Raw genomic sequence first — 25,115 nt, 5'->3', positions numbered from 1 at the left:
ACTAAGCCGACTGTCACCGAATCATGAAATTCAAAAGTAGTTACGGAATCCGTAGCGATTTTCGCTGCGATTCGTTTCTTGCGTACTTCCAAACAGTATCGTAACTATGCCCCTCTCCTGGCAACTTACCAACCAGCGCGCCCTGGTCACTGGCGGCACCAAAGGCATCGGTCAGGCCATTGTTCAGCAACTGCTCCAGATGGGCGCCAGCGTGTTTCTGGTCGCCCGGGATAATGAGCTGCTGCAACAGCACTTGCAGGAATACCGCCAGAACGGCTTCCCGGTTGATGGGTTGGCAACGGACATCAGCCAGCCCGGTGCGGCCCATCAACTGATCGAAGCCGTCAGAAACCGTTGGGGAAGTCTGGACATCCTGATTAATAACGCCGGAACCAACATCCGTAAACCAACCATTGACTACCGCCCGGACGAATTTGACCAGCTTTTGAATACCAACCTGCGTTCGGCTTATGAACTCTGCCAGGCGGCTTATCCGCTGCTAAAATCTTCGAAAAAAGGCAGCATCGTATTTGTCTCGTCGGTGTCGGGGCTGACGCACACCAGCAGCGGTTCCATCTACGGCATGACTAAAGCCGCCCTGCACCAACTGACGCGAAATCTGGCCGTAGAATGGGCACCGGACGGTATTCGGGTCAATTCCGTGGCGCCCTGGTACATCCGTACCCCGCTGGCCGAACCGGTTCTGACCAATCCGGAACGGCTGGCAAAAATCATAAACCGTACGCCAATGGGCCGGGTTGGCGAACCGGACGAGGTGGCAGCCGCCGTCGCCTTTTTATGCCTGTCCGCAGCGGGTTACATCACCGGCCAGACGCTGGCGGTGGACGGCGGCATGACGGCCTGGGGTATGTAACAAAAAGGGGCGAAACTGATTTCGCCCCTAGCCCATCTGGTTTATAAAAACCGTTTATTTATCCAGAACGACCACATCGTTGATCAGGTAACTGCCTTTTTCCGTTGTCAGGTTGTAGACTTTCTCCACCGTCCGGATGGTTGACTGTACGGCGGCTACTTTCCAGGCCGACACCGACTGCGTGGCTCCCTCGAAGCGGTACAGCACGTCGCCGTTGCGCAGATCACCCAATTTTTTCGCCCCGGCTGCGGTTTGAACGGGGTGGTTGGCGGTGGCTTCCAGCAGCACGGGCTTGGTCAGGGAAACGCTGGCCGAAACCTCCTGAACCGGTACGACCCAAACGCCCGCAATAGCCAGATTGGGCTTTTCGTGAAAGGTTACTTCCTGCACCCGCGTCGGAACGAGCAGACGGGTTCTGGCATCGTAAGCCATCACTTCCTCACCGGCTTTTACGTCCTGAATAGCTTTGGTTTGGCGATTCGCTAATGTCACCACGGCATCGGCGGGAAAGCAGAAGTTGTATTCTTCCTTCTTCTTTTCACCGCCCTCTTCCTTCGAGCCGCCCCCCATCAGCAGGGCCATTTCGCGCGAAAGTACAAACCCGAGCGCCGACATCAGACCGGCTTCTTTTTCGCCCACGTACTTCAGATCGTCGATGTAGGCATCCCACGCTTTGCGGTCGGCGCTGGCTCCGGGAATCACGAACGGCTTGGTTTCTTTGGTTTTACCGTTTTCGTAGATCGCCAGCAGACCGAGTTCTTTGGTGTCGGCAGCCGTAAATACTTTGTAGAGGTAGATTTTGCGGGGAATACCGTCGCTGTAGTTAAAGACATAGGCCGGGCGTTCCTCGTAGCGATCCAGAATGTAATCACCGGATTTGAAGTAGGTATCTTTTTCCAGATTGCCCACTTTGATGGCCTTGATGGCTTTCAGTTGGTCCAGCGACATACTCGCCGTGGCAGTCTGGGCCCAAACCCGTTGGGAAACCAGTTGCACCACAGTCAGACAACAGACAAGAAGACACGTACGAAACAGGTTAGTTTTCATGGATAGAAGGTATAATCATTACTTTTTCGTGTATTCGCCAACGCGTGCGTGCAGCGCATCGACCACCCGCCGGGCGGAGGTAAATGCACCAGCCATCCAGGCCGTCAGGTAGGTTGTGTGTTCACCGGCAAAGTAGATATTGCCATCTGGTTCGAGCAGGGCCGGGTAATATTTCCGGCGGACGGTATCGTCGTAAACCGCCCAGCCGCCTTCGTTGTACGGGATTTTCTGCCAGGCCAAGGAAAACGAGTTCTCAAATTCCTGCGGATATTGCGGGTGAATCTTATAGCCCTGCTCCAGAGCCAGTTTTTCGCGACCGGCCAGGCTCATATCGCCCACGGCTTCGGCCCGGCTGTAGAAATTGTAGTAGCCAATCAGGACGCCTTTCTGCCCCAGCAATCCGAAAGAAGGGTACCAGATCTGGTTGATGTCCATGTTCGTGCGCGAAATACCGCCGTAGATCGAATCATCTTCCTCCCAAAACCGCCGTTTGAATTGCAGACCAATTTTACCCGTTTTCATGTACGGGATGAAATCCGCCGACCGTTTCACCATCGGCGACAGATCGGATTCAATTTTTTTCAGAACCGGCAACGGTAACGTACAGACGCAGAACTCCGCCGTCAGTTCGGTAGGTTTGCCGTCTTTCTGGTAAACCACCCGCACGCCGTTTTCGGTTTTGCGCAGTTCCTTCACGGGTGCGTTGAACTGGATTTTGCCAGCGAGCTTTTTTTCCAACGCCTTCGGAATGGCGTCCATCCCGCCAACGGGTTGCAGCAGCGTAGCGTGTTGTTCGAACGTGTAATCGCCGTTGTTGTAAAAAACCGGCTGCATGTAGCCCGACCGCAAATAGTCCGTTAAACCGTACGGATCGGTCAGATCACCCGGAATCGCCCCCGCGCCGGGCGGATTTTTATAACCCCGGCGGTTGGTTCCTTTGTAGAGCTTACCGGTATTCAGATCGCCCTCATTCTTCAGAAAATCAATCAGTTTCTCAACGTCTTCTTTGGTCAACTGCTGGTCGAGCGAGGATTGATCCAGTGCTTTTGCCAGCAATTCGCTGGTGTAGCCCCGCAGGTCGCTATGGTATTCACGAACGCGCATCCGTTTGTTGGCCAACGCCCCCGTACCGCCGTCGTTGTAGAGCCAGGCCGACTCGTTTCCGCCGTTGAACACTTCGAGCGGAACGCCCAGTTCGCGGCAGTAGTACAGTGTCAGTTGGTGGTTGTGCGGAATGCGGGCCGCTCCGCCGTTAAAATACTGACCGTCAACAAATTTGCAGACCTGCTCCGGACCACCCACTTCGGTTTCCTTTGTCCCTCCGCGAACCGTCCAGACGCGGCCTCCTGACCGGCTGCGGGCTTCGAGCACGGTGCAGTCGTACCCCAGTTTTCCGAGTTCATAGGCTGTAGTCAGACCGGCCAGCCCCGCGCCCAGAATCACCACTTTGCGGGCTTTTCCGTCTTTCAGACCGTTGGCGGGCAAATCAAAGGCTTCGGCGGGTGCCGGTTTTAGCAAGCCCCAGGCTAGCAGAGTCGCGTAAGTGGCTCCGGTGGATTCAATAAAATTACGTCGGGTCATTCTTAATCAGTTAAGAGTTAAGAGTGATGAATTAAGAGTTTGTAAACGCGATCCGGTTGAAACCGTCCGTTCACTCATCATTCTGCTCCTTTTAAACTATTTTCCTGAATGCGTCCATGAAGAGGCCCATTTCGTCCATTGTGCCGATGCTGACGCGGCAGTAAGGCTGGGCGTTGTATTCGCGGGTAGAGGTCAGAATACCGTTGCTGAACATTTCCTTTTCAAAGGTCTTGGGTTTCATCCGGATCGGAAACAGCACGAAGTTGGCAAACGAAGGCACGTATTCGTACCCTTTGTCTCTCAGCCCTTTATAGAGTAGCTCGCGCGCTTTGTCATTCTCGGTGCGGCAGAAGTTCTGCCATTCCAGGTCCTGGTAGCTGGCAATTCCGGCCCGCAGGGTGGTTACGCTCGGATTCCATTCGCCCCGCGAATAGTTCTGCAAGTCCTTCAGAAACTTCTCGGGACCAATGGCGTAGCCCAGCCGCAAACCGGCAAAACCGTGAATTTTAGAGAATGTACGGGTCAGAAACAGGTTATGTCCTTCGGCCACCAGTTTGGGCAGGGCCGGGCGGTCTTCCGGTTTCAGAAAATCAATGTAGGCTTCGTCGATGAAAACCGGCAGTTTCGGGGATACTTCCCTGCTGAAGGCCACCAACTCGGCCGCCGGAATAACCGTGCCAGTGGGATTGTTGGGGTTACAGATGTACACCAGTTTGGTATCCGGCGTAATTTTCGCTTTCATGGCCGCCAGATCATACCGGTATTCTTTGGTCAGCGGAACGGCTTCGACTTTAGTACCGAATTTTTTAGCGCAACCCAGAAAGTCGTCGTAGGTAAACTGGCTGGTCAATACCGTACCGCCCCCGCCTTTGACGGCGCTCCCGGTGAAGTACACCGCCATCGCCGTCAGCAGTTCCGACGACCCGGCCGAAAGCATGATGTTTTCGGGCTTGACGCCTTCACGGTCGGCAATCAGCTTTTTCAACTCCTGACCCTCGAACATGGAATAGCGGTTTCCGACTTCAATCGCTTTCACGATGGCTTCCCGGGCTTTGGGAGACAGGCCGTGCGGATTCTCGTTGAACGCAATCCGGGCCTTGATCTGGGGCATGGGTTCGCCCAGGCGGGCGAATTCGTTGATTAGCGTTTGTTCATGAAGTGCATTGGCGGCCACCGGATTCCAGGCATCGGAACCATGTGTAGCCCGCCCAAACGAAGACCGGTTTACGGTTAGACCGGCGGTTAGTAGAGCGCCCGTGCGTAACCAATTTCTTCGGGTAATAGAGATTTTCATAGGTCCGTAAGTTTTGTACTAAACTACGACTGTATTTTATTATTTCCGAATAACACCAAATTCAATTCCGTTATTTCAAAAATAAGCAAAATTTCCAAAAGCTATTATAAATAAAAGTAGATTTATATTCTTTGATGCATTATTTCAAAAAGTAGGTTTAAAAGCGAACTTGGTTTCTGGAAATTTTCATGATTTGCCGAAAAGTATCTTTAAAATAAAACTGCACTTCGCTATGTAACGTTGTTTCTCGGAGTTAAGTAGAGTTTCTCCGCTAACCTCTAATTATCTCTGCTAAACTCCGCGAAATAACCGGTGCTTCAAACTGCAAGACAATAAAAAACCTCCAGTGGCCGATGCACCGGAGGTTGGTAAAATCTAGCAAGTCAACTATTGTTTCTTATAGACAAGCTGCAAAGTATAAGAAACTAGCTCAAGCTTTGAAGTAGTGGGATTAGTTAATGAATCCTGTACGGCAAAAGTCTCACTTAGCAACTGGTTTTTAGCTGCATCATAAGTTAAGCTTACTTCATCTCCATCGCTATATTTTTTCGTCAACTCAGTACCCGAAAATTCCCAAGTTCCATCAAAATCATCAACTATTCCACCGGAACGATCTGTTTCAGTAAATGTTTTGTCACTTTTAATTACAAAACTAGTATTGATCCCAAACTGAGTCAAAGCATCCAGCTCTCTACCATTTTCACTGGAATAAGGAGCTGGTAGTCCACCAATCCGTACTCTATCACTAGACCAGGTTCCTACCACCGGATCTGGAGTTGGATCATCATTGTCTTTATTACACGAAACCAGGCCAGCAGCAAAGACCACTACACAAATTAGATAAAGTAAACGCTTCATAATCTTAGTTTTTGTTAGGTATTAAGTTTTAGTGTGATCGGATGAGATGACCGTTGGAAACGTAAGCTACGAAAAAAACCAGCAGGTTGTCAACTTCCAGCGCTAAAGCCCGAATTTTCTCTTTTACCATACGGGATAAACCGCCAAATTGTTGCGTCAGGAACTAAATTCCCCAAAAATACCGTCAGTAGTTCAAGCATTTTACCGTAAACCGGGGCGCGGTATCACCGGCAAACTTTCATTCCCTTCTTCGCTTACGGCCTGTACGGCGAAGAAATAATTGTCTTTGGAATACGGCAGCGTCAGGCCGAGCTTATCCGTAAAAAACTTTTTCTGCCAGAACGGCCAGTGCGTTTCGCGCATCAACACGTAATACCCTTTGATTTTTCGGCCAGCCGACGCCCCAGCTTTGGGGGCTTGCCAGAACAGGGTTGTCGCATTGGTCAGGCTGCGGGCTTCTACGGTTACGTTCTGCGGCATGGCGGGCGCTTTGGCCAGATTCGCCAGCACAGCCAGGTTCATAGCGGTATTTTTCCGGAGGTAATCAAAATCCATAAACTTCACATAATCACCGTATTCCACACCGTCCTGCGTACGCAGGTCCTGGTGCTGGTGGGCAAAGTTCTCGTTCATTTCCGTAATCCGAACCGCCGGAAATCCGCGCGTTACAAACGGCGTATGGTCGCCCCCGCGTAAATACCGGTCGTTGCGGTATACCATCACCACCTCCAGCTGATCGACATACCGTTCGCCCACTTCCTTGGTATACCGGGCCAGTTGCCGCGATTTACCGTCGTTTTCCAGACCGTACTGCCGAATATTGGCCGCTACCGAATCGGTTTGATAACCCGGTAATCCTTCGCTGAACACCCGGACGCGCGTGTTGTCGGTAATTTTGGTATCGGGGCTGTTGTTGGAGCCGATGATGTCGTTGTTCAGTAGGGCTTCCAGGTTCCATTTTCCGTCTTTGGCCCGTTGCGCCAGGTGATTGGCCCCCAGCAGGCCCTGCTCCTCCCCGCTCACCGCCACAAAAATGATGGTGGCCGGAAACGGCACCTTGCTCATCACCCGGCAAAGTTCAATCACGGCGGCCGTTCCCGAACCGTCGTCGTTGGCACCCGGCGCGTCGGCGGTGCGGTTCATCACGTCGGTGACGCGGCTGTCGATGTGGCCGCTCACCAGAAAAATACGGTCGTCGTTGGGGTCAGTGCCCTTGAGCGTCGCCATCACGTTGCCCATCGGCGTCACCTGATCAACGCGTTTGCCGTCGGGTTGCAGCGTCCAGGAATCGATTTGGGCCGTCAGCCGTCCGCCCGACTGTCTGGCATACTGCTGAAACTTGCGCAGAACCCATTTCTGAGCAGCAGCCAGCCCCCGTTTCGGATCGTTCGGGTTGCTGAGCGTGTGCCGGGTTCCGAAGCTGACGAGATTGGTGACGTGCGATCGCAGGCTATCCGCCGATATTTCTCCAACCATCTGGGCAATAACCGGGTCGCGGACAATAGTTGTCTGAGACCGGGCGGCCATTGAAATGAAAACAAGGACAATCGGGAGAAAAACGTTTTTCATTCGGGAAAGTGAAGTAGTGAATTAACGGCCTGGCTGATGAGCATGCAGCGTACCGGTTGTTTTTTGACTGGCCGGAGGTAAAAGTAACGTTTTGCCCGAACGCAAAACCGGCTTGGGTTGCTTTGGCTGCGAGCGGACCGAAAAGATCAGGGTCAGAGCCAGCAGAACGGATGCACCGATCGACCAGTAGGCAATCCGGTGCGTGGGCAGTTCAACCACGGGTCGATAGAATCCCTGGGTTTCCTCTTCCGAAAACAACATCCGGAAAGGCGCACCCATCTCCTCTTCCTGTGGTTCCAACCCGTTCATAATCGTTTCGTTAAACTTAGGCCCAGAGCTGTTTGTGTCGTTCCGTTTACCGGTTGCGCCGAAAACCCAAACCGGGCATTGGCCAGCGTCCGGTTGTACTCGTTAACCGCTTTTTTGACCTGTCCATTACCGATCAGGCTCAGGCCCAGCGTGATTCCGATTGAGCCAAAATAAACCGTCCAGTATTCGCCCGAACGGGTGGAAGTAGTCCGGGGGCGGGTCAGTACATAAATTAAGGGCACCACCGCCACGGCCTGTCCAACCGTCGCCAGCGTCCGGAAAGTCCGAAAATGCCGGTTGACCGTCGGGTTATTCAACTCATTGAACGGTATTTCCATCGAATGGGGCGACCGTAGCCGCTTGCCCCCGTAAAAATAAGCGCCGTACGACCGTTCGATGGGCATTAAATGGGCCGGAACCGCAGCACCGGGCCGATAAAGGGTAGAATCGCCGGAGCGTTGAGCCCAGGAAACGTTCCAGAAACAAACACAAAACAGGATCGAACAAATCGTGCGCATACTAAATTAACTGACTTTTTTGGTATTCGGCCCGATTATAGGAAAAAGGCGCGAAAAAAAGACAGTCTTTAGATCAGAACGGCCTTTCCGTGTGGTTATTTTTTACGTAACCTGCTGGGCGATATCAGCCCGCCTGAATTGCCCACAAGACGGCTTTTCTCAATCTAGCGGACTCTCTCGGGCGCAAAGGCCAGGTTCTTTTCAAGCATTTCGGCTTTGATGATTTGCAGAGCCTGTTTCCCAACTCCGTGAAGCTGCATGAATTCTTTCTCCGTTACTTCTGAAAGTTGTTTCAGGCTCTCAATTCCGGCATTGGCCAATGCGCGCTGGGCAGGCTTTCCTAATCGATTGAACGGATGGCTTTTCATAATCAGAGCATACTTCTATTGATTTCCAACAAAAGTATGCTCTGGTGACCAGCCCAATGCGGGGCAACTGCGTCAACTTAGCCGGTCGTTTGCGTCTTTTCCGGCATACTGAAATTACCGCCATCCTGTGCACTACGGCTTCGGAAACTTCTTGCGCCGGTTTAAACGAATAACGGCATATACGACGATACTGATGGTGATAATCAGCAGGATTACCCAAGGCCAGGTTCCTTGATCGATGCGGCCCCCTTCTGCAAAATAGGTATACAGTATAACCGCAATAGAGACTGGAATAACCGCTTTCAGAATATCTTTCATCTCACCAAAGCAACTTAATGACACCATACCTGGTTATGCTGCCAGGTCCGTTCACAGTGAACGATACGGTAGTAACCAGTCAATCAGGCAACGTGCCGGGATGAATAAGGCAACGGTCCATATCCGATTGATCCGCCCCTTTGGCCGAAATCCTGAACTGGCGATTGGCTTTCTTCCATAGCGGTTATTCCTGCGGACCGGGTGGCAATATCTGAATGGAGTGGACCTTTTCCAGGTCAATACTCAAATCAAGCCATTGCCCCGGCTAGTATGAGACGGTACAATACCCGTCGGGGCTTTTTCACTGGCGAAGTAGGAGAACAGCAGCCGGGGTGGATCAGACTCCAGCACCGGAGCCCGTAACTGAGCCATCAGCAGGGGCCTCGGACCCGTTTTGAGGTAAATAATAACAAAGCCCGACGTGTCGTCAATTCCTAACGCCAAAAATTGTTCTTTAGTCATATGGCCCTACCTTTCAAGTTAATTAAAAATAAAAAAACCTTTTTTCAATCCGAATTTTTGCGGGATTATTTTCCCGAGCGCCAGAAGCCGGAACCCGGGCCGCCTTTTGATCGGGACGGTATTTTTCCGCAAAAAGATGTAAAGCACGTATAACCATGAAAATTGCACTGATTGGGGCCTCCGGTTATGTAGGTTCGAGTTTATTGACCGAAGCGCTGAACCGTGGCCATGAAGTAACGGCCATTGTACGCCATCCGGAGAAAGTTACCGTAGAGAACGACCGGTTAACGGTTCTACGGGGTGACGCGCAGCAGGAAGACGAAGTGGCGTCGCTGGTGGCGGGCCATGATGCGGTAGTGAGCGCCTACAATCCGGGCTGGGATAACCCCAACATTTACAACGATTCGCTGGTGGGTTTACAGGCCATTCAGAGTGGCACCAGAAAGGCGGGCGTCAAACGGCTGCTGGTGGTGGGCGGAGCCGGAAGCCTGGAAATAGCGCCGGGTGTCCAACTGGTCGATACGCCCCAGTTTCCGGAAGCGTGGAAAGCCGGTGCGCTGGCCGCCCGCGACTACCTGACCATTCTGCGGAAGGAAACGGAGCTGGACTGGACATTTCTGAGCCCCGCCATTCTGCTGGAACCGGGTGAACGGACCGGAAAATTCCGTCTGGGTACCGAACAGCCGGTGTTCGACGCGAACGGCGACAGTAAAATTTCGGTCGGTGATCTGGCCGTTGCCTTGCTAGACGAACTGGAAAATTCACAGTTCATCCGCCAGCGGTTTACGCTGGGGTACTGATAAGGGCTGCTACTCGGCAAAAAACTGACTCTTCTTGTCCTGACGACACCACGAAGGCTACGGTGTCGTCAGGATAAACGCGACATCCTGTTCAGGCAGCAAGCGGCAGTGCCACATAGAAGGTCGTCCCGGTATTTAGTTCACTTTCGAACCAGAGTTTTCCCTGTTGCGCTTCGGCGTATTCCTTGCACAGGAAGAGTCCCAGCCCAACCCCTTTTTCGTTATTGGTTCCGAACGTAACCCGCGATTTCAAAGAAAATAAGGTTTCCTGATCGTCCGGGTTAATTCCCGTTCCATTATCCTGTACGGAGATGATACAATCAGTTCCGGACGCCACGGCTTTCAGCATTACAAAACCGCCGGACGGCGTAAATTTAAGAGCATTTCCCAGCAGGTTCCGGACAATCAGGTGAAGCATATTACTGTCGGCAAGCACATTTAAATCCGGATCAGCTGAGACCTCCATCTGGAGTCCTTTTTTAGCGGCAAACGGTTTATAGATTTCAGCAATCGGTATCAGAATAGAAGCGACATGAACCTGCGTACGATTTACGGTTAAACCGTTCATCTGCGACGTTGACCACAACAATAAATTGGAAAGCATTTCCTGCGTATGATTGACTACATCAAGCAGTTCTGATTTGATTTGCTTGCGCAGTTCTTCATCCAGATCCGTTTCGCGAATAAGCTCCAGATACTGCTGGATCGAAGCCAACGGTGACCGTAAATCGTGCGAAACGATCGAAAAAAGCTTGTTTTTTTCCGCGTTCAGCCGTTCGAGTATCACCGACTTCTCTTCTACCTGCTGTTTTTCGGCCTCATAGGCTTTTCGGGAAAACCGGATCGCCAGATGAATCAGAATAATACCGACCACATACGTTGACGCTACATCAATGATGTAGTTTAAACGACTTGCATAACCCGAAATAATAGTCTGTGGATAGCGATATTCTGTGAATAAAAGCCCTAGAACAATCAGGATATTAAAATACAACCAGAAGGTAGATTGACGGATCGGGGCAATAATGGCTACCACAAAAAAGGTCAGCATAAACAGGAGCATCGATGATCCGACTACGCCCGCGTTAAAAAAGTAATTGATTGCCAATAACAGACTGGATAAAACTCCGGCAATGATTACGCTGATATGGAATTTATTTTTAACCCGGCACAAATAATAGAGGCCCGAAAAAACGAGAAATAACAGAGCCGAAATAACGGAAGCCTCCTTTAATCCAATGTAATAATTAAACGGAATATTATAGAGTGTAACCAGAATAATGATCAGGCAGGTTGCATTGAATATGCGACCTTCAAGCGTAGTTTCTCCAGGCTCACCAACCAGGTAAGCAAAGGTTTTTTGAAAAGAACTAAACCGATTTTTTTCCACGTAATGTGCTACAGCAACAATCATGCTCCCACCTTGTCTGGCAAGAGCATTTATAAAAATAGGTGATTAAAGTATTACAATAATCACCTACTTGTATGAATATATGAAATTATATTTACTTAACGACCTTCATAATGCCCTGCATCAACGTATGATGCCCCGGGAACGTACAAACGAATTGATAATCACCCGGTGTAGTAGGCGCTACAAAATAGATGGACTCCGAGCTTTCAGGCTGCATCAGGTTGGTGTGGTACAGCACATTTGGTGTCACCGGCACATACTGCATTTTGGACCCGTTCAGGTTTAGCTTCAGAGCCGCATCACCGACGGCATTGGCGGTGGAGGGCTTCACAATCACGCAGTTGTGCAGCATGTCGTCGTTGTTGTTGAACACCCATTTTACACGGCTTCCGGCTTTCACTTCCACCTGCGCTTTATCAAATTTCAGGCCCGGCACGGTACCAATCGTAACCACCTGATCGGGGCCGTTGGTCCAGTCGGCGGGTTGTTCCGTAACGCGTTTCACAGCCGACGTTTGCGGTTTTCCACCAATTGCCTTGCCTTTTCCAACGGTGGCCCCTACTCCGCTGGCATTAGACGCCATTGCCCCATCGCCGTGGTTGTGTTTGGCCGGAGCCGCAAGGGTCAGCTTCGTGCCCGGCGCAATGTGGTTCAGCGTGTAATAACCCGTATTGTGCAGCAGCGCCAGCCCGGTCGTGGATTTAACACCCTCGGCTTTTAATTCGTGAACGTAGCCTTCGCGCAGCGTCGTATCAGCGACAATCCGTACCTTCAAGCCATTGTCAGCTACGACAACACCCCGAATCGGCACGGTCCGGGCATCCTCAACGGGGCTACCGTAGATTTTGTGGTACTTGTACGTAAAGCTGTTCAGGCTGTACGACGCCAGATCTCCGGCGGTTTTCTTGTCAACGGGCTGGGTAAATTCCACTTCAAAGCCGTCCGGCATCGAGCGAATGGCTTTCATTTCAAACGGGGTCAGGCCCGTCCAGACCAGCCGCTGAACGCCAAAGGGATCTTTACCGGTGGCCGACCAGCCCCGACTGGTTTGCCCGACAAACATGGAACCGTCCAGGCCCCAGGCCATGCGCAAAATACCGGATTGAAAGCCCGACCGGAACGCAAAAACCGCTCCCTGATACTTGCCTTCCACTTTTTCCAGAAACACCCGCATGATTTTGCTGTGGCCCTGGTCGCCCACGAACAACTGCCCGTCGAACGGCCCAAACCGGTTGGCGGTGGTATCTTCCAGAATGTCGGAGGTCGAAATACCCAGAATGGTGTGCGGAAACCAGATGGCGGGTTCTTTCAGATTCGGGACGGATTTCACCATGTCGTGCATGGGCTTTCCGGTGCTCGGCACGTCTTCCATCTTTAGCTTGAGGGGAGAATCCGGCTCCGAGGTCCATTTCAACCCTTCTGGATTACCGGCAAAATCGCCAAGTTCGAGGTGGGTCATCCGGCCCGAACCAACCCAGTCGCCCTGGTTTTCGGTGTAAAAAATGCTGCCGTCGCGTAATTGACGGTAACTCGAAGGCGACCGCAAACCCGTAGCATACGGTTTCAGTTCGCCTTTTTCGTTGACTTTCAGCATCCAGCCCCGCCATTTAGCCAGACTGGCTCCATGACCAATCCAGCCGAGATTGAGGGTAATCAGCATATCACCATCCGGCATAAACAGCGGTCCGTACGAGTATTCGTGGTAATTGCCCGACAACGGCCATTTGGCGATGGACTGGTACTCGTTGGCTTCATCGTCGCCGTCGGTATCGATCATCTTGGTCAGTTCGCCCCGCTGCGTCGCCCAGAAGGCACCTTTGTGATAGGCCAGCCCGAGGGGTTCGTGCAGACCGTAGGCAAACCGCTTGTACTGCGGCTGGCGGCTGCCTTTCATGTACGGGTTGCTGATGAGCCAGACTTCGCCCCGGCGCGTCGAAACACCCAGCCGACCATCGGGCAGCACGGCCATACCGCCCACTTCGAGCTGAACACCTTCGGGAACCGGAACGGTAATCAGCCGGTAATAATCATCTTCCGTCAACGGACGCTGAGCCAGCGCAGCAGCGGAAAAGAAGAGGGAGAAAAAGAGAAATGAGAGTTTATGTTTCATGTTTTTAGAACTAGGCAATTCGGGAGCCATTTTCGGTTTTGCGTTCGGTTTGCAGCAGGGTCACTTCGCCATCGGTACCAATGGCGCCCAGCACCAGACACTCACTTTTGAACGTCGCAATTTGCTTCGGCGGAAAATTAACCACCGACACGATCTGCATTCCCAGCAAATCGTCGGGCTGATACAACCGGGTCAATTGGGCCGAGGACTGTTTAATGCCTTTCGGACCGAAATCGATGGTCAGTTTGTAAGCGGGTTTGCGGGCTTCCGGAAACGCATCCACCGCAATGACCGTACCGGTTAAAATTTCCACCTTTTCGAAGTCAGCCCATGAAATCGTATTTTCCATGTCTTACCACAAAATGGAATACTGAACCGTCGTTGATCCGCCTTTTACGTTGACCGGCATCACCAGCTCCTGCTTGCCGGAATTGGTGCGCACACTCGGTTTGGCTTTCGATTCGATCTGGATGAAATACTTGCCATCGACAGAATACAGTCCTTTGGCCACTTCTTCCAGCGACGCCCCCGACGCCAGACGGCAGTAGAGCGATTCATTCTCCGGGCCTTTCAGCGTCAGCGTCCGCGTAAATGATTTGCCGTCGGTATTGGGCATTACGGCATCCGTTATGTCCAGGTCCCGCAGCCGGTACTGCATCGTCGGATACCCTTGCTTATCCATTGTCAACCCTTTGTAATTCAACTCATTTCCGGACAGACTATCGGGCCAGAACTGCGTAGCGTTTGCCAGCAGTGCCAGCGGATTCTGGGCCGACAGAACCGCCAGCGTCCCCAGTGGTTTGAGCAGTTGGGGCTCTCCGCGTTCGTACCACATTTCGGTTACGTCGGCAAACGGCCCGCGCCAGACCTGCAACAAGGCACCCTGATTCAGATCGACGGTATAGTTCAGACCCGTCGGGCTGCCCACCGAAATACAATGGGTTTTCTTCTTTGGGCCAAAATTGACAAACGACCGGATAACCGACGGTTTGGTGGTCGGTTCCACCGCAATCTCGCCAACGGGATCGGGTTCCGGCAGCGACGCCCGCGGGTGCAGCGCCTGAAATTTGGTGTCGGGCGCCGAGATAAAGAAGCCCAGACCCGGCCGGGGCCAGGACCGTCCAAAAAACAGCTTGAAAGAATGCTTACCCGCCGTCAGGTTGATTTTGGCGGTATTCATATACCCCAGATCGAGCCGCGTATTGGCCAGGACTTCCTTGCCGTCGATGTGCAGAGCCGCCCAGCCGCCCTGTTGCAGCGCCACGGTATAGGGGCCGGTTTTTTCAACCACCAGATCGCCGGTATACAGAATACCGTGCCAGCGCGGCTGTCCGAACGACACCTCGTAGGTCAGTGCCGATACCGTGTCTTCCTTGACCAGTTTCAGGTTGGCCAGTTCGGCTTCCGAAACCGTCTCGGTTCTGTTTTCGTATAATTTGTACCGGATGTTGGTCAGCTTGGCCACCTGCCGGTCAGAAATCAGCTGATAGCCCACGTTCCGAACGGCTACGGTTCCTTTTTTGACGTTTAGCGAAATGGTCCCGCTCGTACCGCTGGTTGTTCGGGGCAGCACCAGGTTTTCGTACAGCGTAATGCCGTTGAGCGTCATTTTTTCCAGCGTGGCCGGACCTTTGCCCCCGCTCTGAAGCTGTACTTCCAGGGGTTGCCACAGGCCGGGCGCTTTCCCGGCATTCTGCAACGGCAGCAGCGTAGCGCCCTCAACCGCCCCGAACGTGCTGGTGTTAATAGTGGCATTGCCCCAGTTATCGGCCAGACGGATATGGGTCGAACCGAGTGACAACGTAGCTTCAGCACCCGGCGTTAGCATCACATCCATAACCAGCCGCACGTCGCTGGCGTTGGTCAATAACGTAACCGGCTGTCCGGGCGTACCGACCAGGACACCACTCCCGTTTTTTGTTTTACTATCGGCTTTCAGGGGGTTTACCAGAACCGTAGCGGCCGGTTTCCAGTTAGACGGCAAAGAAGGCAGCCGGTCGGTGGGTAAAGGCGTTAAGGATTCGTCAACAGACTGGGCCCAAACCGGCAACGTGCCCGCCATAAGCAGACAGGCGGTTCCCCGGCTGAACCATCGTAGAATGGGATTCATCAAATAAGTAAAGTTTCTGTGTTTAAAGCAATTCGTTGCAAGTCGGATGGACTGATCACTTACTTTGTAAAAAGTGAAAGTAACATTTTTTTTCGCCGGTAAGCAAACCTGAGTCTTTCGAGTTTATAACGGATCAGAATTACAAAAATAATGTATTCCGATTTTATATTTTAGTAAAATTACAGCGGCTAAAAATCCCTTCATCTTATGAAAAAACCGTCCTTTCCCATGACCAGGAAGTTCGTGCTGGCCGAAGTTACCCTGGCAGTTCTATATGCGGTTTACACGAGTATAGCCGGTCCGTTCTCCTCCGGCGACTCTCCCGCCAAACCGGTCGTTGTCCCGGCACCCGACCCCGACAACGGCGGTTTGAAACTCACAACCGGTTTTGGTGCCCTGACGGTGGCCGACGGCTTAGGCACTGCCCGGCACATTGCCGTGGATGAAGCCGGGACGGTTTTTGTTAAACTCAACAAATTGAAGGACGGCAAAGGCATCGTCGAATTACAGGATACCAACGGCGACGGCAAGGCCGACAAAACCGTCACGTTCGGCAATTACGCCGGGACCGGCATGGCGATTTACAACGGCTATCTGTACGCATCGTCCGACACCTCGGTTTACCGCTATAAAATGACCAACGGCACGGTTGACCCGGAAACCAAACCGGAGCCGATTGTGGTGGGTCTGACGCTGCAACGGCAACACGCGTCCAAACCGCTCGCCTTCTCGCCCAACGGCAAACTGTATGTGACGTTCGGCGCGCCGTCGAATGCCTGTCAGGAAAAAGACCGACAACCCGGCTCAAAAGGCCAGGACCCCTGCCCCATTCTGGAACAATACGGCGGTATCTGGGAGTTTGACGCCAACAAACTGAACCAGAAACAAAGCGACGGAACCCGTTACGCAACCGGTATCCGCAACGCCGTGGCCATCGACTGGAACACCGCCAATAATACGCTGTATGCCCTACAACACGGGCGCGACAACCTCAACAACTGGGGCGGCAAGTTTACCAATGAGGTGAGCGCCGAACTGCCGTCGGAGGAGTTTCTGATGGTGAAAAAAGGCGCGGATTTCGGCTGGCCCTACTGCTACAACGACCACGAACAAAACAAGAAAGTCCTGGCTCCCGAATACGGCGGTGACGGTACTAAAATCGACCGGTGCGCCGGAAAAGAAAAACCGATTATGGCGTTTCCGGGCCACTGGGCACCGAATGACGTGTTGTTTTACACCGGCAATCAGTTCCCGGCCAAATACAAAAACGGTGCGTTCATCTGCTTTCATGGCTCCTGGAACCGCGCCCCGATGAAACAGGGCGGCTATTTTGTGGCTTTCGTGCCATTCGGTAAAGACGGAAAACCGTCGGGCAGGTATGAAGTATTTGCGGAAAACTTTGCGGGCGTCGATGAGCAGGGCAAACCCGGCACGGATGTCAACGCCGGAAAACTTGACCTGACCAGCCCCGGCGATGCCAAACACCGCCCGATGGGTTTGGCGCAGGGACCGGATGGCTCGCTTTACATTACCGACTCGGTAAAAGGCAGGGTCTGGCGGGTGATGTACACGGCTAAGAAATAAGGGGCCTCGGGTCGTAAGAATCAGCCACGGGCTAACGGGAAACCGCTCCGGTCCGTGGCTGAATTATTCTGGACTTCAAAAATTCAGTAGATTTGGGTTATGAATCAGGAAATTCGGTGGGAACAACGTTTTGGTAGTTATAAAAGGGTCCTGGCTCAACTCAACAAATTCATTGACAAAGGTGAATTGAATGAATTGGAAGAACAAGGGCTGATTAAAGCGTTTGAATACACCTACGAACTGGCCTGGAAGACCCTACAGGATTTCCTGCGGAACAAAGCTACATCGACATTGCAGGTCCGAAGCCCGTTATTGAGCAGGCCTTTCAGGACGGTTATATCGACGGTTTCGCCTGGGTCAGAATGCATAAAAGCCGTAATCTGACCAGCCATACTTACAATGAAGAAACTGCCGACGAAATTGCCAACGCCGTTAAGAATGAATACGTTGTCTTGCTAAATGGCCTGTCCCACCGTTTGGAGGAGGAGCAAAACAGCCAACAAGGTTCCCTTTTTAAGTCTGACTAGCCGATGCCATACGGATTGAGCGATGAGCAAGTAAAGGCCATCACAGAAATACTGGCGCGCCATCCGCGTCTCGAACAGGCTATTCTGTTTGGTTCAAGGGCCAAAAACACGCACCGCCCGGGCTCTGACATGGATATTGCGCTCAAGGGTTCGGGATTACATTTTGATGATCTCCTGAACCTATCCATTGCGCTGGACGAACTGTGGCTCCCGATCCGCTTCGATCTGGTTCTGTATGATCGAATCAGAGAACCGGCTCTTCTTGAGCAGATTGACCGAACCGGTAAAGTCCTTCTGTCTAAACCGTTATTCGTATAAGTCGTTCACATCCAGATTCGCCAGTTCAACCAGCAGACCGCTTAGTTTCTGCGTCACATCCTCGAAATACCGTTTGCCTCTCTCGGCCGTAGCGGCTTTCGGATTGCCAATACCTGTATCTGCCGTTACCTTTGACCATTTGCGTTCGGCCCACGCCCAGCCTTCCCGCAGGCCCTGAACCTTCCACTTTTTGGCGGCTCCATCACCCGCTTCGTCCAGCGGCAACACCAAATGCGGACGCAGGTGGAGCAACAGACTAGTTTCCATTTCGTCGGCGTGGTCGCCTTTGGGCTCCTCGAAATAGGTTGTTTTGTCCAGCGTCTGAAACCAGGAGCAGGTGGTCAGAAACATGTCAGGATACCGAACGCCCAGTTCGCGCAGCATGGTTTTAAAATCATTCCCACCGTGGCTATTCAGAATCAGCAGCTTGCGGATTCCCTGACGGTTCAGCACCTCAATAATATCGTTCAGAATGGCCTTCTGCGTACTCGGATACAGGTTAATATCCAGCAGAATATCCGTCTGGCCGGTGTTGACCCCAAACGGAATCGTCGGCAGCACCATCACTTTCGCGCCCTGCTCCCAGGCCAGCCGCGCCGACTCTGCCGCAATGGCATCAGCTTCGATCACGTCCGTGGCATAGGGCAGATGGTAATTGTGCGCTTCGGTAGCTCCCCAGGGCAGAATCGCCAGATCAATAGGTTGGTCGTGGATGTGTTTCCAGTTGGCTTCGGCAAGGATGTAAGGGCGCATGTTTGAGTTTCAAAAGCGTTATTTCGCAGAGATAAGCAGAGTCAGAAGGAGTTTAGCGGAGGTTTCTTCTGATAAACTCTGCGAAATAACGCTTTTTCCTGATAAATTTTGCCCAAAACCTGGGAGTAGCGCCATGATTGAAAAATTATTGCACAGTGTGACTTTATTATGAAAGCCGCTGCGGGTTCCTGTATTTGTTATTTATCGGGTTGTGATGCTACTTTTTCCGGCTGCCGAACCGGTTTGAATGAGTTGGAGGGCCTTCTGCATCGCCCGGTCGTTGCCCGTCAGGACATCTTCGACGGTGGGCACTACCACATGATCGGGAAGGATGCCCTGACCCGGTTTGAGCGTAGCGGGCAGGTTAGCCATGTGAAAACCGAACATCCCAATGCCGAGATCGATTTTGGAATGGGGCAACTGCGTAATGGCAAAAATACCGCTGTTGTCGCCCACGTAGCCCCCACCGGTTTCCTGGCCGATAAAAGTTGCCCGCTGATCGGCATGGACCCGGGCGGAAAATTCCGTTGTAACCGAGAAGCTAAGACCGTTAACCAGCACCGCCAGATTCCCCTGAAAAGCGTCACGCTTCGGTTTTTGCCGCTTCAACCCGGCCTGTTTGGTAAACACGTAGCCATCGCCCCGCTTCCGGACAACGAGCCACTTGAATTTCTGGTAAAGTTTGGGCGACCAGACCGGAAACGAGTAATTTTTCTTCTGACGAACGCTGATGTACTCGTAATACCGAAACGGTTTCCGGGCCAGATACTGGTACAGCAACACCCCGTATTTTTCTTCCCCGCCCTCGTTGTTTCGCAGATCGAGCACCAGACTTTCCACCCGTTTTTCCCGCAGTTCGCGGAACGATTGTTTCAGGAACTTGGCGTAATCCTGTTCTTTTTTATCGTCCCAAAACCGTTCGATGGTCATGGTGGCGGCTTTAAAATCGTCTGTAAACGTTAGCCGAAACGGTTTTTGCGCAGCGGGTTTTTGTTTTTCATCGTAAGCCTTTATCTGATCCAGCGTGACCGGGGCCAGCGCAATCATTTTTTCTTCATTTCCAGAACGATACTGAACTTCGTAGGCATCCGGGGCGCCGATGAACGTGGCATAATAGCCCGCAAAAAAATGATTCAGATCCTCGTATTTTCCGTTGACGGTATGGCCGTCGGCAAACGTCATGTTCGGGAGTAACTGCTGGATCACTTCGCTGACCGGCTTTCCGTTAATCCGGAGCAACTCCGCCCCCTTCGGAACGGTTTCAGAACCGCAGTTGCCCACAACCCAGACCCGGTTTTCCACGACATATACTTTCAGCGGAAACAGCTTGCTGGTCGAAAACGGATAGTGTTCGTCCTGCCCCGCAGGAATCCATTTGATGTGCCCGTCTTTCAGCGCCACCAGCAGCGGCACCATCGTCACGTAAAACTCCTGCTGCGTCATCGGGCGGTTTAGCCGGGCCTGGGTAGCAGCAAAAAGCGAATCGAAAACCGGCTTCGGCGTGTAGCGATACATTTCGGGATGGACTTCGGCCAGCGCCGTCCGGAAGCGGGTGAAATCGGCCTGTAATTGCTCCGGCGTCAGAGTCTGGGCCTTTACCCGCAACCCACCGATCAGAAGCAGCGAGAGAAACAATAGCTTGATTTTCATAGCATTTGCTGTTAGTTGTTCAACAGCACAAAACTCCGCCAAAATAACCGCTGCCCAAACCAAACGCCCACCGAACTGTCCGGTTTTATAGCCGAAGCGTCGGATTTCACTCCCCTAACCAAACCTTGAATTCTCCGGCTTTTTCGCGGCTGACAATAACTTCTTCGTCAAAAATGGGTCGCAAACCAATTTTCAGCTTCCCGTTGAAATAGAGGTTTACTTTGTCGATAGCCCGGAGTTCGGCAATGATCTGGCGGTTGAGCCGGAAAAACCGCTGGGGATCGAGCATCGTCGAAACCTCATCCATCGAATAATCGATCATCCATTCGTGGCCGTCACGGGTTTTCAAAAACGTCAGCTTGTTGCGGGTAAACACATAGGCTACCTCGGCCACGTCCACCGAAAAAAGCCGCTGGCCCTGCCTGATCAGAAACCGGTCGCGGTACGTCGATGCGGTTTGAACCGGCTGCGCACTGGATTCGGGCGAAGCTGTTGCCGCCATCTGCCGCAGCAGGTTGGTGAGCGACGTTTTCAGGCTGTCGGGGTGTTCGAGCAAGGATTCTTTCAGGCACTGCAACTTCGTCAGGGCATTCCGCAAATCGTCTTCCTTAACGGGTTTGAGCAGGTAGTCGATGCTGTTGACCCGAAACGCTTTGATGGCGTATTCGTCGTAGGCCGTGGTAAAAACAACCGGACTGGTCACCGTTACCCGGTTAAAAATCTCGAAGCTCTGCCCGTCGGCCAGTTCAATATCCATCAGAATCAGGTCGGGCCTGGGGTGGGTTTGCAGCCATTCTACCGACTCATCCACACTAACGGTCATGCCGACAATCCGGGCGGTTGGCTCTACTTCCTGCACCATCCGCCGGAGTCGGCGGGCGGTGGCTTCTTCATCCTCTATGAGCAGAATATTCATACGCGGTAGCTTCAATCAAGGGAATCATGACCTGAAAACAATCCGACGTTTGCCGCACCACCACGTCGGGTTGTTTTAACAGCCGGTATTTGGTCGTAATGTTGGTGAGGCCGGTGCGGTTGGAAGGCACGGCATTTTGCTTTTTCCGTAAGGTGTTGACCACAAACAGATTATTGACTTCGTCGGTATAAATCCGGACGATCAGGGGCCGGTTAGGCAGGGCCACGTTGTGTTTGACGGCATTCTCAACCAGCAGTTGCAGGGTCAGCGGAGGCAACAGAAAACCGTTCAGCCGTTCGTCGGTTTCAACTTCCAGTTCGACGCTACGCCCAAACCGCATTTGCAGCAGGTTGAAATAGGCCCGGATAAACTGCAACTCGTTGTCGAGCGTCGTCAGGGGTTGTTCGTTGGTTTGCAGCACATACCGGTATACCGACGCCAGTTCTTCAATAAACCGTTCGGCCTGTCTGGCGTCTTCCGATACCAGCGACGACAACGTACTCAGGCTGTTAAACAAAAAGTGCGGGTTGATCTGCGCTTTGAGCGAATCGAGCTGGCTTTGCAGGTTCTCCTTTTTGAGCTGCTCGGCTTCGTAGTACGTAGCCCACCACTGCCGGTAGAGGTGCTGGCCCTCGTAAATGGCCGCAATGGGCAGCGTAAACAGAAACGAAACCAGCGTCGTCACCCAGTACGTACCGCCCGGCAGCGGATAGCCCCAGAACTGCGTCACGTCGTAGAGGTACGTTACCGTTACCCGTTGAAGGACGGTTGCCACCACAAACCAGCTCAGTTCCAGCAGAATCCGGTTGCGGGTCTGGTTGAGTCGGGGGAAATGCCGCCGGGCGAGCAGAATCCCCTGCCGGTTGACTTCCAGCAAAACCGTCCACTCGATCAAACTGATAAGCAGAGCGTTAAACCAGCTAATGTCTTCGGGGCCGTTGTCGGGCTGGTAAAAAACGAAGTTGGCAACCAGCGCCACCACCAGAATCCCAATGATTCGCAACCACCTGTCATTCAGTTTCTCCATCGTTCCGTAAAGATGCGGGAAAAGCCGTTGAAGCGAAACCCAGACCGGCCGAAGTGTCGGAAAAGCGGTCCTGAATGTGAGAAATCGATTCTTTGCTGAAAACGGCTGGCTCAGCAGAAATCGGTTCGTTAGCCACAGACTCAAACATAACTCGCTCTGAGATTCCGCTGCGCCCTTGAATTTCTGCGATACAACTTACTTTCAAAACCCTCCCAACGCCAGTTTGATATGCGCCAGATGGTGCTCTGCGTGCCAGACCGACATGGCTACGGCCTGCGCCTGATTGAACCACAGTTGCCGAACCGGGTGGTAGCACTTGCGGGCCAGTTGCGATTCGTCGAGTGATTTTGCCAGGTAGGCATACCGCCGATGCACCCCCTCAAACAGCAGCAGCGAATCCGCAATGGGGGCCGTTGTGGCGTCGGGCGTAGAAGCCCATCCGTCCATGCTTACCAGCGTGAGCGTATCGTAGTCGGGTTCGGTCACGGCTTTTTTCATCCGGAAAAAATGCAGCAATTGCATGTCGGCGACGTGGTGAACCAGTTGCTGAATGGTCCAGCTGCCTTCGCGGTAGGTTTTGGCTAACTCCTCGTCGGACAGGTTTTCGACCAGTTGGCGGTATTTCGCCGGGGCCGTTTCCAGCATTTCGATGTTGCGCGCCAGTTCGTCGGGTGTGTAGAAATCCTGAACAACAAAAGGTCCAATGGGCAATTTTCGATCAATGGTCTGCTCGGCGTTCATTAGTTGATGTCTATGATTGTTGAAGATTCCGGTTGAACCGCATCGTTGGGTTCAGCCGTAAATTTTGGCTAAAAAATGCCAATATCCCACCGCAGGCCGGAAATAATTGAGGGGTATTTCTTTCGCCGGATTCGACCGGCCTTTCATGTGGTTAAACATAGCGCCCGGAATGCACCGCCTTCAGAAAACGGAGCCGGCTGGCTGGTCCGGAATCATACGCTTTTTCCACCTCCTCATTAATACTTTTTTAGCACCCTTCTTAAAAGAGAAGCATAGCAAACGCTCGCCTTATTCCCATAATTATCCAAGTTATCACGGTTTATACCGGTATTATTCAATTTTAACGCATAAAATAGCGAAGGAACTGTGCTCAATTTTTAATACTTTCTATACCAATCATCCAATGTTTTTTACCTATCTTTGTCTAGAATCTTCCTCTTTACTTTTTGCAGATGAGTGCAATTTATCGGGAAATTACGCCCCTGACGCAAAGCGACTGCTATACCCTTTTTGCCCGAGTGAAGAAAGATTTTGATTTCCCCCTGCATTCGCATGAGGAGTATGAACTGAATTTTCTGGCCAACGCAACGGGTGTCAAGCGAATCATTGGCGATCATACCGAAGTCATTGATGATCTGGAATTGGTACTCGTTGGCAGTAATCTGCCGCACGGCTGGTTCAACCATCAATGCAAAAGCGGAGCAATTCAGGAAGTGACCATTCAGTTTCACCGCGATTTATTCGACGAAAAGCTGCTCCGGCGCAACCAGCTCAGTTTCATTCGGACCCTGCTCGAACGATCGGCTAAGGGGATTGCGTTTTCGCGGGAAACCATTGAAGCCCTGCGCCCCCGCATTGAGGGACTGACTCAGAAAAGCGGCTTTGACTCGGTGCTGGAACTGATGTCGATTCTGCACGATCTGTCGACTTCACGAAATATGCGGACCCTGTCCAACTCGTCGTTCACGAGCGATTCCCTGAATTACAACAGCCGCCGACTGGAGCAAGCGTTTGAATTCATGCAGATGAATTATGACAAGGATATTTCGCTGGCCGATCTGGGTCGCGTCGTTAACATGCCGGACGTTTCTTTTAGCCGGTTTATCAAAAAACGCACAGGCAAAACGTTTATCGATAGTCTGAACGAAATCCGGCTCGGCCACGCATCCCGCATGCTGATTGACACCACCCACACCATCACCGAAATCTCGTTCAAGTGCGGTTTTAATAATACGTCGTATTTTAACCGGATGTTCCGCCGAAAAAACGGCTGTACCCCGCGCGAATTCCGCCAGAATTATTCCGGCACCCGCGTGTTCATTTAACCTTCCGGGCCTCTATCAAACACCATAATACCTTGACTCTGAATAAACCTAACTGATATTTCATTAACCAAACACCTCGTGGAAAGACGAAACGCACTTAAAAGTTTGGCGATAGCTATGGGCGGACTGGTAAGCCTGCCAAGCTGGGCCACCCACTGGAACCCGACGACCCTGCCGACGGGCCAGAATCTGCTGTCGCCCAAAGCCGACGCACTGCTGGCCGAAGTTGTGGAAACCATTATTCCGGCTACCGACACCCCGGGCGCGAAGGCGCTGGGCGTCCATACGTTCATTCAGAAAATCGTCACCGACTGCCTGGAACCGTCGGCTCAGGAAGGGCTGACCAAGGGACTGACAGCCGTGGATGCCCTGGCCCAGAAAACCTACAGCAAACCATTTACCGCCCTGGACGCCAGCCAGCGTTCCGACCTGCTTAAGGGCATGAGTCAATCGACGGAAGCAGGCCAGAAAGACTTCTTTTCGATGGTAAAAGGCATGACGATCCGGGGTTACATGACGTCCGAATACGTCATGAACAATATTACGCGTTACCAGATGATTCCGGGCTTCTACCACGGTTGCGTGCCGGTTGTTGCCAAAAACACTACTTCCAAGAACCAACAAAACAAATAAGCTGCCCCA

Annotated in this window: 25 protein-coding genes and 1 pseudogene; 7 read left to right on the top strand and 19 right to left on the bottom strand. The window is 52.3% G+C overall.

Going from position 1 to position 25,115, the window contains the following annotated elements; genetic code table 11:
- Positions 1 to 106 precede the first annotated feature (106 nt).
- Entirely contained in the window at positions 107 to 874 is a 768-nt protein-coding gene (locus LX87_RS19445) for an SDR family oxidoreductase (protein WP_111629955.1), read from the top strand.
- 54 nt (positions 875 to 928) lie between these two features.
- Here the strand turns inward: LX87_RS19445 and LX87_RS19440 are convergent, their stop codons facing one another.
- From LX87_RS19440 to LX87_RS19395, 10 genes are all read right to left on the bottom strand, one after another.
- Entirely contained in the window at positions 929 to 1,921 is a 993-nt protein-coding gene (locus LX87_RS19440; protein WP_111629954.1) for a Hint domain-containing protein, read from the bottom strand.
- Positions 1,922 to 1,939: 18 nt separating this feature from the next.
- Complete coding sequence (locus tag LX87_RS19435; protein ID WP_111629953.1) at positions 1,940 to 3,502, bottom strand: flavin monoamine oxidase family protein; 1,563 nt, start codon at positions 3,500 to 3,502, stop codon at positions 1,940 to 1,942.
- 91 nt (positions 3,503 to 3,593) lie between these two features.
- Complete coding sequence (locus LX87_RS19430) at positions 3,594 to 4,796, bottom strand: pyridoxal phosphate-dependent aminotransferase (protein WP_111629952.1); 1,203 nt, start codon at positions 4,794 to 4,796, stop codon at positions 3,594 to 3,596.
- 387 nt (positions 4,797 to 5,183) lie between these two features.
- The gene (locus LX87_RS19425; RefSeq protein WP_111629951.1) at positions 5,184 to 5,654 is read right to left on the bottom strand and encodes a hypothetical protein; all 471 of its coding nucleotides are present in this window, start codon (positions 5,652 to 5,654) and stop codon (positions 5,184 to 5,186) included.
- A 201-nt stretch (positions 5,655 to 5,855) separates the two neighbouring features.
- A complete protein-coding gene (locus LX87_RS19420; protein ID WP_111629950.1) occupies positions 5,856 to 7,223 on the bottom strand; it encodes a M28 family metallopeptidase in 1,368 nt (455 codons plus the stop codon).
- 21 nt (positions 7,224 to 7,244) lie between these two features.
- A complete protein-coding gene (locus LX87_RS19415; RefSeq protein WP_111629949.1) occupies positions 7,245 to 7,532 on the bottom strand; it encodes a hypothetical protein in 288 nt (95 codons plus the stop codon).
- Positions 7,529 to 8,050 carry a hypothetical protein gene (locus LX87_RS19410; RefSeq protein ID WP_111629948.1) on the bottom strand — a complete coding sequence of 174 codons (522 nt, stop codon included), beginning with the start codon at positions 8,048 to 8,050 and terminating at the stop codon, positions 7,529 to 7,531. Before LX87_RS19410 ends, LX87_RS19415 begins: the two co-directional genes overlap by 4 nt.
- 164 nt (positions 8,051 to 8,214) lie before the next feature.
- Positions 8,215 to 8,418, bottom strand: a complete 204-nt coding sequence (locus LX87_RS19405; protein WP_111629947.1) for a helix-hairpin-helix domain-containing protein — start codon at positions 8,416 to 8,418, stop codon at positions 8,215 to 8,217.
- A 132-nt stretch (positions 8,419 to 8,550) separates the two neighbouring features.
- Positions 8,551 to 8,763, bottom strand: coding sequence for a hypothetical protein (locus LX87_RS28985; protein WP_211325339.1), 213 nt, complete (start codon positions 8,761 to 8,763; stop codon positions 8,551 to 8,553).
- 216 nt (positions 8,764 to 8,979) lie between these two features.
- A complete protein-coding gene (locus tag LX87_RS19395) occupies positions 8,980 to 9,198 on the bottom strand; it encodes a hypothetical protein (RefSeq protein WP_111629945.1) in 219 nt (72 codons plus the stop codon).
- 155 nt (positions 9,199 to 9,353) lie between these two features.
- Here LX87_RS19395 and LX87_RS19390 point away from each other — a divergent pair, with 155 nt between their 5' ends.
- Positions 9,354 to 9,998 carry an NAD(P)-dependent oxidoreductase gene (locus LX87_RS19390; RefSeq protein WP_111629944.1) on the top strand — a complete coding sequence of 215 codons (645 nt, stop codon included), beginning with the start codon at positions 9,354 to 9,356 and terminating at the stop codon, positions 9,996 to 9,998.
- Between the two features lie 91 nt (positions 9,999 to 10,089).
- On the opposite strand, the gene LX87_RS19385 is transcribed toward LX87_RS19390, so the two are convergent.
- From LX87_RS19385 to LX87_RS19370, 4 genes are all read right to left on the bottom strand, one after another.
- The gene (locus LX87_RS19385; protein ID WP_170139395.1) at positions 10,090 to 11,106 is read right to left on the bottom strand and encodes a sensor histidine kinase; all 1,017 of its coding nucleotides are present in this window, start codon (positions 11,104 to 11,106) and stop codon (positions 10,090 to 10,092) included.
- Positions 11,107 to 11,503: 397 nt separating this feature from the next.
- Positions 11,504 to 13,522, bottom strand: a complete 2,019-nt coding sequence (locus LX87_RS19380) for a plastocyanin/azurin family copper-binding protein (RefSeq protein WP_111629942.1) — start codon at positions 13,520 to 13,522, stop codon at positions 11,504 to 11,506.
- 10 nt (positions 13,523 to 13,532) lie between these two features.
- Positions 13,533 to 13,871 carry a tRNA-binding protein gene (locus LX87_RS19375; protein WP_111629941.1) on the bottom strand — a complete coding sequence of 113 codons (339 nt, stop codon included), beginning with the start codon at positions 13,869 to 13,871 and terminating at the stop codon, positions 13,533 to 13,535.
- A 3-nt stretch (positions 13,872 to 13,874) separates the two neighbouring features.
- On the bottom strand, positions 13,875 to 15,632 hold the full coding sequence (locus tag LX87_RS19370) for a PA14 domain-containing protein (RefSeq protein WP_111629940.1): 1,758 nt from the start codon (positions 15,630 to 15,632) through the stop codon (positions 13,875 to 13,877).
- A gap of 228 nt (positions 15,633 to 15,860) precedes the next feature.
- On the opposite strand from LX87_RS19370, the gene LX87_RS19365 reads away from it, so the two are divergent.
- The 3 genes and pseudogenes from LX87_RS19365 to LX87_RS19355 all read left to right on the top strand — a co-directional run bounded on the left by LX87_RS19365 (position 15,861) and on the right by LX87_RS19355 (position 18,061).
- A complete protein-coding gene (locus LX87_RS19365; protein WP_111630468.1) occupies positions 15,861 to 17,216 on the top strand; it encodes a PQQ-dependent sugar dehydrogenase in 1,356 nt (451 codons plus the stop codon).
- A gap of 99 nt (positions 17,217 to 17,315) precedes the next feature.
- A pseudogene (locus LX87_RS19360) lies at positions 17,316 to 17,743 on the top strand (nucleotidyltransferase substrate binding protein).
- Positions 17,744 to 17,746: 3 nt separating this feature from the next.
- Positions 17,747 to 18,061 carry a nucleotidyltransferase domain-containing protein gene (locus LX87_RS19355; protein ID WP_111629939.1) on the top strand — a complete coding sequence of 105 codons (315 nt, stop codon included), beginning with the start codon at positions 17,747 to 17,749 and terminating at the stop codon, positions 18,059 to 18,061.
- On the opposite strand, the gene LX87_RS19350 is transcribed toward LX87_RS19355, so the two are convergent.
- From LX87_RS19350 to LX87_RS19330, 5 genes are all read right to left on the bottom strand, one after another.
- On the bottom strand, positions 18,050 to 18,814 hold the full coding sequence (locus LX87_RS19350; protein WP_111629938.1) for a creatininase family protein: 765 nt from the start codon (positions 18,812 to 18,814) through the stop codon (positions 18,050 to 18,052). The two genes, LX87_RS19355 and LX87_RS19350, sit on opposite strands and share 12 nt — an antisense overlap.
- A gap of 201 nt (positions 18,815 to 19,015) precedes the next feature.
- Positions 19,016 to 20,464 carry a S41 family peptidase gene (locus tag LX87_RS19345; RefSeq protein WP_111629937.1) on the bottom strand — a complete coding sequence of 483 codons (1,449 nt, stop codon included), beginning with the start codon at positions 20,462 to 20,464 and terminating at the stop codon, positions 19,016 to 19,018.
- 106 nt (positions 20,465 to 20,570) lie between these two features.
- A complete protein-coding gene (locus LX87_RS19340; protein WP_111629936.1) occupies positions 20,571 to 21,380 on the bottom strand; it encodes a LytR/AlgR family response regulator transcription factor in 810 nt (269 codons plus the stop codon).
- The gene (locus LX87_RS19335; RefSeq protein ID WP_111629935.1) at positions 21,355 to 22,407 is read right to left on the bottom strand and encodes a sensor histidine kinase; all 1,053 of its coding nucleotides are present in this window, start codon (positions 22,405 to 22,407) and stop codon (positions 21,355 to 21,357) included. The genes LX87_RS19340 and LX87_RS19335 overlap by 26 nt, the downstream gene beginning before the upstream one ends.
- 201 nt (positions 22,408 to 22,608) lie before the next feature.
- Complete coding sequence (locus LX87_RS19330; RefSeq protein ID WP_111629934.1) at positions 22,609 to 23,148, bottom strand: DinB family protein; 540 nt, start codon at positions 23,146 to 23,148, stop codon at positions 22,609 to 22,611.
- A 452-nt stretch (positions 23,149 to 23,600) separates the two neighbouring features.
- On the opposite strand from LX87_RS19330, the gene LX87_RS19325 reads away from it, so the two are divergent.
- Positions 23,601 to 24,473: a helix-turn-helix domain-containing protein gene (locus tag LX87_RS19325; protein ID WP_111630467.1), complete on the top strand. Its 873-nt coding sequence runs from the start codon at positions 23,601 to 23,603 to the stop codon at positions 24,471 to 24,473.
- 78 nt (positions 24,474 to 24,551) lie between these two features.
- Positions 24,552 to 25,106 (top strand): gluconate 2-dehydrogenase subunit 3 family protein, encoded by a 555-nt coding sequence (locus LX87_RS19320; RefSeq protein WP_229310733.1) that lies wholly within the window; start codon positions 24,552 to 24,554, stop codon positions 25,104 to 25,106.
- Positions 25,107 to 25,115 lie beyond the last annotated feature (9 nt).

The organism is Larkinella arboricola (genome assembly GCF_003259745.1).
Classification (GTDB): Bacteria; Bacteroidota; Bacteroidia; order Cytophagales; family Spirosomataceae; genus Larkinella; species Larkinella arboricola.
The sequence above is the reverse complement of the archived record's forward strand: the minus strand, read 5'-3'. Positions and strand labels throughout refer to the sequence as shown.